Here is a 9,587-nt window from a genome sequence, read left to right on the forward strand (position 1 = left end):
AGGTCAAGGGGGACCGCATGGCGACAGCAGCCGCGCACCGGACAGCCGGCGCCCCGGCGTACGGCGCACCGCACGCCGACCCGGACGGCGACGCCCGGCAGCGTGCCTTCGACGCCGCGGTGGCCGCCGACGAGCGCGTCGAGCCCAGGGACTGGATGCCCGACGCCTACCGGGCGACGCTGGTCCGGCAGATCGCCCAGCACGCCCACTCCGAGATCATCGGCATGCAGCCGGAGGCCAACTGGATCACGCGCGCGCCCTCGCTGCGCCGCAAGGCCATCCTCATGGCCAAGGTCCAGGACGAGGCGGGCCACGGCCTGTACCTGTACAGCGCGGCCGAGACCCTGGGCGTCAGCCGGGACGAACTGCTCGACAAGCTGCACAGCGGCCGGCAGAAGTACTCGTCGATCTTCAACTACCCGACGCTGACCTGGGCCGACGTGGGCGCCATCGGCTGGCTGGTGGACGGCGCCGCGATCACCAACCAGGTCCCCCTGTGCCGCTGCTCCTACGGCCCGTACGCGCGGGCGATGGTCCGCGTCTGCAAGGAGGAGTCCTTCCACCAGCGGCAGGGCTACGAGCTGCTGCTCGCCCTGAGCCGGGGCACGCCCGAGCAGCACGCGATGGCGCAGGACGCGGTGGACCGCTGGTGGTGGCCGTCGCTGATGATGTTCGGTCCGCCCGACGACGCCTCCCAGCACTCCGCGCAGTCGATGGCCTGGAAGATCAAGCGCCACTCGAACGACGAGCTGCGTCAGCGCTTCGTCGACATCTGCGTCCCGCAGGCCGAGTCCCTCGGCCTCACCCTGCCCGACCCGGACCTGAAGTGGAACGAGGAGCACGGCCGGCACGACTTCGGCGCCATCGACTGGACCGAGTTCTGGGACGTCCTCAAGGGCAACGGGCCGTGCAACGAACAGCGGCTGACCCAGCGCCGCCGCGCCCACGACGAGGGCGCCTGGGTACGGGAGGCGGCCGCCGCCCATGCCGCCAAGCACGCGGCCAAGCACACCGGGAAGCACACCGGTCCGACGGGAGTGGAGCAGGCATGACCGACACCGACTGGCCCCTGTGGGAGGTCTTCGTCCGCTCCCGGCGCGGACTGTCCCACACCCACGCCGGCAGCCTGCACGCCCCGGACGCGGAGCTGGCCCTGCGCAACGCCCGCGACCTGTACACCCGGCGCGGCGAGGGCGTCTCGATCTGGGTGGTGCCGTCCGCGGCGATCACCGCCTCCTCCCCGGACGAGAAGGACCCCTTCTTCGAGCCGGCCGCCGACAAGCCCTACCGCCACCCGACCTTCTACGAGATCCCGGAAGGGGTGAAGCACCTGTGACCGCGACCCCGGTGACCGTCTCCGCGACCGCCGCCCTCGCCCTCGGCGACGACGCCCTGGTGCTCTCCCACCGGCTGGGGGAATGGGCCGGTCACGCGCCCGTGCTGGAGGAGGAGGTCGCCCTCGCCAACATCGCCCTCGACCTGCTGGGCCAGGCCCGCGTCCTGCTGTCGATGGCCGGGGACGAGGACGAACTGGCGTACCTGCGCGAGGAGCGCGCCTTCACCAACCTCCAGCTGGTCGAGCAGCCGAACGGCGACTTCGCGCACACCATCGCCCGCCAGCTCTACTTCTCCACCTACCAGCACCTGCTGTACGCGCGACTGGCCGCGTCGGAGAGCGAGTTCGCGCCGCTGGCCGGCAAGGCGGTCAAAGAGGTCGCCTACCACCGCGACCACGCCGAGCAGTGGACGCTGCGGCTCGGCGACGGCACCGACGTCAGCCACGAGCGGATGCGCCGGGCCTGCGAGGCGCTGTGGCGGTTCACCGGCGAGATGTTCCAGCCGGTGGCGGGCCTGGACGTCGACCAGGCCTCCCTGGAGAGGGACTGGCTGGACTCCGTCAGCGACGTGCTGCGCCGGGCCACCCTCGCACCGCCCGAGGGCCCGCGGACCGGGGCCTGGTCGGCGGGCGCCGGCCGACAGGGCCTGCACACCGAGCCGTTCGGCCGGATGCTCGCCGAGATGCAGCACCTGCACCGCAGCCACCCGGGCGCGTCATGGTGACCGCGACGACCCCGCTGGAGACGGAACTACTGAGGCTGGCCGGCTCGGTGCCCGACCCCGAACTGCCCGTGCTCACCCTGGCGGAGCTGGGCGTGGTCCGCGCGGTGCGCCTGCGCGGCGCGGACGCGGTCGAGGTCGAGCTGACCCCCACCTACACCGGATGTCCGGCGGTCGAGGCGATGGCGCTGGACATAGAGCGGGTGCTGCGCGAGCACGGCATGCGGGAGATCGCCGTGCGCACGGTGCTCTCGCCCGCCTGGTCGACGGACGACATCACCGCCGAAGGACGCCGCAAACTACGGGAGTTCGGCATAGCGCCCCCCCGGATGCGCACGGCCGCCGAGCCGGTCCCGCTGGAACTCGGACCGACCAGGACACGGCAGGCGCGGACCGAGTCCGTCGACTGCCCGCACTGCGGCTCGGCCGACACCGAACTGCTCAGCCGGTTCTCCTCCACCGCCTGCAAGGCGCTGTGGCGCTGCCTGGCCTGCCGTGAACCGTTCGACCACTTCAAGGAGGTGTGATGGCCCGCTTCCACCCGTTGTCCGTGACGGCCGTCGACCGGCTCACCGACGACTCCGTCGCCCTGACCCTGACGGTGCCGCCCGAACTGCGCGAGGAGTACCGGCACGCCCCGGGCCAGCACCTCACCCTGCGGCGCGTGGTCGACGGCATCGACGTGCGGCGGACGTACTCGATCTGCTCACCGGCCCCCCATCCCGACGGCGAGGGACCCCGGACGCTGCGGGTCGGCGTGCGGCTGGTGGAGGGCGGCGCCTTCTCGACGTACGCGTTCAAGAAGATCAACGTCGGCGACGAGCTGGAGGTGATGACCCCGGCGGGCCGCTTCACGCTCCAGCCCGCGCCCGGTCTGTACGCCGCGGTCGTCGGCGGCAGCGGCGTCACCCCGGTGCTGTCCGTCGCCGCCACCCTGCTGGCCCGGGAACCGGCGGCCCGCTTCTGCCTGATACGCGGCGACCGTACGACCGCCTCGACGATGTTCCTCGAAGAGGTCGCCGATCTGAAGGACCGCTATCCGCAGCGGTTCCAGCTGGTGACGGTGCTCTCACGGGAGGAGCAACAGGCGGGGCTGCCGTCGGGACGGCTCGACGAGGAGCGGCTGACGCACCTGCTGCCTGCGCTGCTGCCGGTGCCGGACGTGGCGGGATGGTTCCTGTGCGGGCCCTATGGGCTGGTGCAGGGGACCGAGCGGGCGCTGCATGGGCTCGGGGTGGACAGGTCCCGGATCCACCAGGAGATCTTCCATGTGGCCGCCGGCAGCGGAGCCGAGCCGGTGGCCGCCGCCCCCGCGCACAGCACCGTCACGATCCGGCTCGACGGCCGAGGCGGCACCTGGCCCGTTCAGGACGGGGAGACCCTGCTGGAGACCGTCCTGCGCAACCGTCCCGACGCGCCCTATGCCTGCAAGGGCGGCGTGTGCGGCACCTGCCGGGCCTTCCTGGTGACGGGCGAGGTGCGGATGGACCGCAACTTCGCGCTGGAGCCGGAGGAGACGGAGGCGGGGTACGTGCTGGCCTGCCAGTCCCACCCGGCCACGGAGGCGGTGGAACTGGACTTCGACCGCTGAACCACGCCGAACCGCGCCGCACCACACGGCAGGCGGCGGTCCGCCGGGCCGGACGCACCCGTCCGCAGCCGTCAGAGAACGTGGCCCGGCCGGCCCTCGTCCGTCACCACCGGACGGCCGGCGGCCGCCCAGACCTGCATGCCGCCGTCGACGTTCACCGCGTCGATGCCCTGCTGGACCAGGTAGTTCGTGACCTGCGCCGAGCGTCCGCCGGAGCGGCAGATCACATGGACGCGGCCGTCCTGGGGCGCGGCCTCGGTCAGCTCGCCGTAGCGGGCCACGAAGTCGCTGATGGGGATGTGCAGCGCTCCCTCGGCGTGACCCGCCTGCCACTCGTCGTCCTCACGGACGTCCAGCAGGAAGTCGTCGTCCTTGAGGTCCGCGACCTCGACCGTGGGCACACCAGCTCCGAAATGCATGGCTCCGACGCTACCCGAAGGACAGCGCTACCCGAAGGACAGGAGGTCCGTGGTCAGGCCGAGGACCGACCACCGGCCCAGGCCCAGCGAGCCCCGCCGGCCCAGACTCACCAGGCCCCACCGGCCCTGCCCCCGCTCCCAGCAGGGACGCTCAGTCCTGCCCCTGCCCCTGCCCCTGCCCTTAATCCTGGCCCTGGCCCTGGCCCTGACTCAGCAGGGCCGCCAGCTGCGACTCGCGTGACGTCACGTCGTCGCGCAGTTGCCCGGCGATCTCGTCGAGGAGACGGTCGGGGTCGTCGGGGGCCAGCCGGAGCATCGCGGCGATCGCGCTGTCCTCCAGCTGCCCGGCGACGACCGTCAGCATCTCCTTGCGCCGGGACAGCCACTCCAGCCGGGCGTACAGCTCCTCGGCGCGGCTGGGCTGCTGGGCCGCGGGCACTGGGCCTGCGGCCCACTCCGCGGCCAGTTCCCGCAGCTCCTGCTCGTCGCCGCGGGCGTAGGCGGCGTTGACGCGGGTGAGGAACTCCTCGCGCCGTTGGCGCTCGTCCTCCTCCTGCGCGAGGTCGGGGTGGGCCTTGCGGACCAGGTCGCGGTAGAGGCCGCGGGCCTCCTCGCTCGGGCGCACCCGCTGCGGGGGCCGTACCGGCTGCTCGGTGAGCATCGCGGCGGCCTCCGGGAAGAGACCGTCGGAGTCCATCCAGCCGTGCAGCAGTTCCTCGACGCCCGGGATGGGCAGCAGCCTCGCCCGGGCCTCCTGGGCCGTGCGCAGGTCCTCGGGGTCGCCGGTGCGCGCCGCCCTGGCCTCGGCGAGCTGGACGTCCAGCTCCTCGATACGGGCGTAGAGGGGGCCGAGCCGCTGCTCGTGGAGCCGGGAGAAGTTCTCGACCTCCACCCGGAAGGTCTCCACCGCGATCTCGTACTCGATGAGGGCCTGCTCGGCGGCCCGTACGGCCCGCTCCAGCCGCTCCTCGGGCCGGGCCGCCGTGTCGCCGGACGTCGCCCGGGCCGTTCCGGCGACGTCGCCCTGCTCTGCTTCCGGGGTCGTCACCCGACCAGCGTAGGCCACGGCGGCAGCGCCCCCACCCGAACCGCCCCGCCCCGGCCGCTCCCCCGCGCCCCGCACTCCCTCCCCGCCCCCGCCCAGAGCCCTTCGATACCCCCGATGCTCCCCGACGCTCCCGAACTCCCCCCTAAACCCCCATCTCCGCGGCGAGCCTGCCGGAGCGCACCGCCGTGACCAGCTGGGCGTGGTCCGCCTCGGTGTGGTCGGCGTAGGCGACGGCGAACGCGGCGACCGCCTCGTCCAGTTCCGTGTTCTTGCCGCAGTAGCCGGAGATCAGGCGCGGGTCGGCGCTGTGGGCGTGGGCGCGGGCCAGGAGCGCGCCGGTCATCCGGCCGTAGTCGTCGATCTGGTCGGCGGGCAGGGCGGCCGGGTCGACGCTGCCCTTGCGGTTGCGGAACTGCCGTACCTGGTAAGGACGTCCGTCCACCGTCGTCCAGCCGAGCAGGATGTCGCTGACCACCTGCATGCTCTTCTGGCCGAGCACCACGCGCCGTCCCTCGTGCCCCGCCCCGGGCGCCGGGAAGCCGGCGGTCGCCAGGTGCGGCAGCAGCGCCGACGCCCTGGCCTCCTTCACCTGGAGCACCAGCGGCTCGCCGCGGTGGTCCAGCAGCAGCACGACGTAGGACCGGGTGCCCACGCTGCCCGTGCCGACCACCCGGAAGGCGACGTCGTGCACCGCGTGCCGGGCCAGCAGCGGGAGCCGGTCCTCGGAGAGCGTGGCGAGGTACTGCTCCAGCGAGGCCGCCACCGCCGCGGCCTCCGCGTCCGGTACCCGCCGCAGCACCGGCGGGGCGGCGACGAAGCGGCGCCCGCCGTCCTCGGTCCGCTCGGTCGACTTGGCGGCGAACCGTCCGCTGGTGTTGGCCCGGGCCTTCTCCGAGACCCGTTCCAGGGTGCCGAGCAGGTCGTGGGCGTCGGTGTGGGAGACGAGTTCCTCGTCGGCGATGGCGTTCCAGGCGTCCAGCACCGGGAGCTTGGCCAGGAGCCGCATGGTGCGCCGGTAGGCGCCCACCGCGTCCTGGGCGGCCTCGCGGCACCGGTCCTCGTCGCAGCCCGCCTCCCGGCCGGCGAGCACGAGCGAGGCGGCGAGCCGCTTCAGGTCCCACTCCCAGGGGCCGTGCGCCGTCTCGTCGAAGTCGTTCAGGTCGATCACCAGTCCGCCGCGGGCGTCGCCGTAGAGGCCGAAGTTGGCCGCGTGGGCGTCGCCGCACAGCTGGGCGCCGATCCCGGTCATCGGGGTGCGGGCGAGGTCGTACCCCATCAGGCCCGCCGAGCCGCGCAGGAAGGCGAACGGCGTCGCCGCCATCCGGCCGACCCGGATCGGCGTCAGCTCGGGGAGCCGGCCGTGATTGGACTCCTCGACGGCCGCGACCGCGTCCGGCCGTCCGGCGTCCGGCGCGAAGCTGGCGTGCGCGGACCGCGCGACGCGCTCCCGCAGCGCCTTGCCCTCCGCCTTCGGCGACCCCCCGCCGGGCCACCGCGCGAACCCCGGCACCCGAGGCACCCGTGCGCCCCGGCCGGCCGCCCCCGCGTCCCCGTCCGCGGCCCCCGCCGCGCCGCCCTGTCCCGCCCCGACCTCGGTCATCCCGACCGCCCTCCCCGACCCGTGCATGTCACGTCAACGCGCCGACCGTACAGCGGGCCCCCGGACGCGTACACCGGCCCCGCCCCAAAACCCGGCCGCCTCCGCGTCGGCCCCGCGCCACCCCCTCGTGCCGCCCCGCGCGACGGCACGCGAGCGCTTTGCATAACGCCGGGCAGGGGGGCCGAACGGTAGCTCCACCGCGCTCGTCCGCACGCATACAGTCGTCCGCGATCAGCCCCGGAGCGCGCACCGCCCACACTCATCGCCCGCCCCGCGGGGCGGGCGCGCTCCGGCCCCACGGCCACGCCCACGCAGCAGCCGGACCACATCAGCCACACAGGCCCCGCCCCCTCGCCCCACCGCTCACGCCGGTCACACCGGTCACACCGGTCACACCGGTCACGCCGGTCACGCCGGTCACACCAGTACGGCCCGCACCACCCGCCCGTCAGGCAAGCCCCGTCCCTCTCCCCACCGCACCCCCCCCCACCCCTTCCCCCACCGAGGAGACCGAGGAACCCGCCATGACACCACCCCGTCGCGACGACCCGACCCCCGGCCCGACTCCGGCCGCTCACCCCGGAGCCGAGTCCACCGAGCGCACGATCAGCCGCAAGACCCTGCTCCGGGCCGCCGTGGCCGCCGGCGCCGCGCTCCCGCTGCTCTCGGGCACGGTGGCGCTCGCCCGGGACTCCGCCGTCCAGGGGCGTTCGCTGCCCGCGACGCCGGCCTGCGACGACGGCGACGGCCCGACGCACGACCAGATCGAGGGCCCCTACTTCAAGCCGAACTCCCCGCTGCGCACCAACCTGGTGACGGCCGGCACCACCGGCACTCCGCTCACCGTCAGCGGCTACGTCTTCGGCCGCACCTGCGTCCCGCTGGCCGGAGTCCTGCTGGACTTCTGGCAGGCCGACGACGCCGGGAACTACGACATGGCCGGATACACCCTGCGCGGCCACCAGTTCACGGACGCCAAGGGCGCGTTCTCGCTGACCACGATCGTGCCGGGCCTCTACCCGGGCCGTACCCGGCACCTCCACGTCAAGGCCCAGGCGCCCGGACAGCCCGTCCTCACGACCCAGCTGTACTTCCCGGGTGAGCCGCGCAACACCACCGACTCCCTCTTCGACGCGACGCTGCTGATGAACGTGCGCGGAGCGGGCGGCGGCAAGGAGGGCACCTTCGACTTCGTCCTGAACGTCGTCGGGACGCCGGGCCCCGGCGGTCCGACCGACCCGCCCACCGACCCGCCGTCCGGAACCTGGGCCGCCGGCCGCTCCTACGCCGCCGGCGACCGGGTCACCTACAGCGGCGTCGCCTACCGCTGTGTCCAGGCCCACACGTCCATGACCGGCTGGGAGCCGCCCAACGTCCCCGCCCTGTGGCGCCGCGAATGACCCTCGCCCGATTGATCCCGGCCCGAATGACGCCCGCCCGCACCACACCGTCCCACTGAGAGGCTCATCACATTCAGGTCGGACGCGAGGTCCGGCCGAAAGGCCGTCAGCGTCAGTCTCAAATCAACTTAAAGCGGAAAGGTCGGCATCGTCTGACGATGCCGACCTTTCCGTCGCTGTGCGCGAGGGGGGAGTTGAACCCCCACGCCCTTTCGGGCACTGGAACCTGAATCCAGCGCGTCTGCCTATTCCGCCACCCGCGCATTGGGTGTGTCCTCCGGCTCCGTTCCCTTTTTTCGGGCCCGGCGCCTTCCGACATGCAGAACATTAGCACGCCCCCCAGGGTGGATTCACATCGCTTTCCCGGTGCGGGCCTGCGGCTCCCCGCCCCGGCCGACCGGCCGCGCACACCGGCCGGCCGCCCGGCGCGCCCGCGCACGCCCCGCCCGCCACGCCGGTCCACGCCGGTCCACGCCGGTCCACGCCGGTCCATGCCGGTCCACGCCGGTCCATGCCGGTCCATGCCGGTCCATGCCGGTCCACGCTGATCCACAGAAAGCCACAGGAAGCTCCCGTTCCGTATCGGTGAGTGTCCGTTCACGTATCAACCTCGTACCGGTCGGGCCCGTCTTCCCCGGAGCCGGGACGGGACCACAGCCGGGTGCGGGACACTGGTCTGCGGCCGCCCGTACGATCCTGGGCAGAAGTACGACACGGAAGCACGACGCAGAGGCACGGCACGCAGGCACGGCACGGGCGTACGGCACGGCGGTACGCGAAGGAGTTCGGCGACGGGCTCCGCAGGGAACCTCGAAAGACAGCTCCCGCAGCACGGTGCGGGAGGCGTCGACGACCGTCGACGGGGCCGACAGGGGGAACCAGCCGATCGACCGGCGCGTGGATACGATCAGTAAGCAGTACCAGGTAAGCAGGACGCAGCAGCACGACGGCAAGACCCGCAACACCGGCAAGAACCGCAGGTACGGCCACCACGGAGGAGGTGCCCCATGGGAGTCCTGAAGAAGTTCGAGCAGCGTCTCGAAGGTCTGGTCAACGGCACCTTCGCCAAGGTCTTCAAGTCCGAGGTCCAGCCCGTGGAGATCGCGGGCGCGCTCCAGCGCGAGTGCGACAACAACGCGACCATCTGGAACCGCGACCGCACCGTCGTGCCCAACGACTTCATCGTGGAGCTGAGCGCGCCCGACTACGAGCGCCTGAGCCCCTACTCCGGCCAGCTCGGCGACGAACTGGCCGGCATGGTGCGCGACTACGCCAAGCAGCAGCGCTACACCTTCATGGGACCGATCAAGGTCCACCTGGAGAAGGCCGACGACCTGGACACCGGCCTGTACCGGGTGCGCAGCCGCACCCTGGCCTCCTCCAGCGACCAGCAGGCGCCGCAGGGCGGCCCCGCGCCGGCCCAGCCGCCCGCCGCGCTCGCGCGGCCGGCCGCCCCCGGCGGCTACGGCTA

11 protein-coding genes and 1 tRNA gene are annotated in these 9,587 nt (G+C 73.2%); 8 read left to right on the top strand and 4 right to left on the bottom strand.

Translation table 11 applies throughout. From position 1 onward, the window contains the following. Positions 1-17 precede the first annotated feature (17 nt). The 5 genes from paaA to ABEB07_RS15950 are packed head-to-tail and all read left to right on the top strand — an operon-like array spanning position 18 to position 3,649. The gene (paaA, locus tag ABEB07_RS15930; RefSeq protein ID WP_345668922.1) at positions 18-1,052 is read left to right on the top strand and encodes a 1,2-phenylacetyl-CoA epoxidase subunit PaaA; all 1,035 of its coding nucleotides are present in this window, start codon (positions 18-20) and stop codon (positions 1,050-1,052) included. Continuing rightward, on the top strand, positions 1,049-1,336 hold the full coding sequence (gene paaB / locus ABEB07_RS15935; protein WP_019981267.1) for a 1,2-phenylacetyl-CoA epoxidase subunit PaaB: 288 nt from the start codon (positions 1,049-1,051) through the stop codon (positions 1,334-1,336). Before paaA ends, paaB begins: the two co-directional genes overlap by 4 nt. Continuing rightward, complete coding sequence (gene paaC / locus ABEB07_RS15940; protein ID WP_345668923.1) at positions 1,333-2,061, top strand: 1,2-phenylacetyl-CoA epoxidase subunit PaaC; 729 nt, start codon at positions 1,333-1,335, stop codon at positions 2,059-2,061. Before paaB ends, paaC begins: the two co-directional genes overlap by 4 nt. Beyond that, positions 2,055-2,585, top strand: coding sequence for a 1,2-phenylacetyl-CoA epoxidase subunit PaaD (paaD, locus tag ABEB07_RS15945; protein WP_345668924.1), 531 nt, complete (start codon positions 2,055-2,057; stop codon positions 2,583-2,585). Before paaC ends, paaD begins: the two co-directional genes overlap by 7 nt. Then, complete coding sequence (locus tag ABEB07_RS15950; RefSeq protein WP_345668925.1) at positions 2,585-3,649, top strand: 2Fe-2S iron-sulfur cluster-binding protein; 1,065 nt, start codon at positions 2,585-2,587, stop codon at positions 3,647-3,649. Before paaD ends, ABEB07_RS15950 begins: the two co-directional genes overlap by 1 nt. Positions 3,650-3,720: 71 nt before the next feature. Here the strand turns inward: ABEB07_RS15950 and ABEB07_RS15955 are convergent, their stop codons facing one another. The 3 genes from ABEB07_RS15955 to ABEB07_RS15965 form a co-directional block, all read right to left on the bottom strand. Beyond that, complete coding sequence (locus ABEB07_RS15955) at positions 3,721-4,050, bottom strand: rhodanese-like domain-containing protein (RefSeq protein WP_345668943.1); 330 nt, start codon at positions 4,048-4,050, stop codon at positions 3,721-3,723. Between the two features lie 199 nt (positions 4,051-4,249). Further along, entirely contained in the window at positions 4,250-5,116 is an 867-nt protein-coding gene (locus ABEB07_RS15960) for a hypothetical protein (protein WP_345668926.1), read from the bottom strand. 142 nt (positions 5,117-5,258) lie between these two features. After that, entirely contained in the window at positions 5,259-6,716 is a 1,458-nt protein-coding gene (locus ABEB07_RS15965; protein WP_345668928.1) for a DUF2252 domain-containing protein, read from the bottom strand. A 524-nt stretch (positions 6,717-7,240) separates the two neighbouring features. On the opposite strand from ABEB07_RS15965, the gene ABEB07_RS15970 reads away from it, so the two are divergent. Continuing rightward, complete coding sequence (locus ABEB07_RS15970; RefSeq protein ID WP_345668929.1) at positions 7,241-8,116, top strand: carbohydrate-binding protein; 876 nt, start codon at positions 7,241-7,243, stop codon at positions 8,114-8,116. Positions 8,117-8,295: 179 nt separating this feature from the next. Here ABEB07_RS15970 and ABEB07_RS15975 read toward each other — a convergent pair. Beyond that, positions 8,296-8,379, bottom strand: a tRNA-Leu gene (locus tag ABEB07_RS15975). A gap of 634 nt (positions 8,380-9,013) precedes the next feature. Between ABEB07_RS15975 and ABEB07_RS15980 the strand changes: the two genes are divergently transcribed. Continuing rightward, on the top strand, positions 9,014-9,136 hold the full coding sequence (locus ABEB07_RS15980; protein WP_275404943.1) for a hypothetical protein: 123 nt from the start codon (positions 9,014-9,016) through the stop codon (positions 9,134-9,136). Continuing rightward, positions 9,124-9,587 (top strand): DUF3662 domain-containing protein (locus ABEB07_RS15985; RefSeq protein ID WP_345668930.1); only part of this gene is annotated, 464 nt, incomplete at its 3' end. The genes ABEB07_RS15980 and ABEB07_RS15985, both read left to right, overlap by 13 nt.

The sequence above is a fragment of the Streptomyces similanensis genome (genome assembly GCF_039543625.1).
Taxonomy (GTDB): domain Bacteria; phylum Actinomycetota; class Actinomycetes; order Streptomycetales; family Streptomycetaceae; genus Streptomyces; species Streptomyces similanensis.